The organism is Mesorhizobium sp. WSM4816, from assembly GCF_055811535.1.
In genome coordinates, this window is the sequence record NZ_JBVVQR010000098.1 from 1 (window position 1) to 827 (window position 827).

An 827-nucleotide genomic window follows, 5' to 3' on the forward strand; every position below is an offset into this window, starting at 1 on the left:
TGGTGCTTGTTGGGCCGATGCATCAACCGGTCCTTGATGCCGGCCTGCTTAAGCCGGGCATGCCGGGCATGGGTGTAATAGGCCTGGTCGCCATAGGCCGCCTCTTCGTCGCCGCAGATCAGCGTGTCGGCCGGCTCGGTGTCGGTGATCGAAGCATCGGTGAAGTGCATCCGCCGGATCAGCGTGTGAGTCTCGTCGACGCCGTTGTGCACCTTATAGCCGAACGTGGACTTTTTGCCCTTGCGTCCCCAACGCGCATCGGGGTCGGCCGATGGCCGCGCCGACGTCTCCTCACCCTTCTTCGGCTTCGCCGGCGGGCGGGCGGCGGCCTGCATGAACGATGCATCAATCAGCGTGCCGCGCTTGAGGATCAGGCCCTTCTGCTCAAACTGCCGGGTGATCTCATCGAACACCCGATCAATCAGCCCGTCGCACTTCAGCTCTTCGCGGAAGCGCCACAGCGTCGAATGGTCCGGCGTGCGGTCCGACAGGCTGAAGCCGGCAAAGCGGCGGAACGACAGCCGGTCGCGCAGCTGCATCTCAAGGGCGGGGTCGCTGAGATTGTTCCACACGCCCAAAAACAGACAGCGCAGCAATGTCTCGGCTGGATAGCTGGTGTTGCCCTTCCCCGGCCCGCTGCGCTGACCAAGAAGTGCCCGGATCGGCATCCAGTCGATGACCGTCGCGATCTGGTCGAGCTGCGTCGTATCCGACAGCGCCAGCGCATCCGCCAGGCTCAGTTGACCAACAACACGATCGACCATCCGAATCATCTCCCTCTCTTCCTTACCCCCGGAATCATCAATCCGATTCTGTGCAAAGGCCTC

Annotated in this window: 1 protein-coding gene; it reads right to left on the reverse strand. The window is 62.9% G+C overall.

Annotation, left to right across the window (positions count from 1 at the left end):
- On the reverse strand, positions 1–827 hold an 827-nt coding region (locus AC0L3H_RS32950; RefSeq protein WP_473588247.1), incomplete at both ends, for an IS5 family transposase.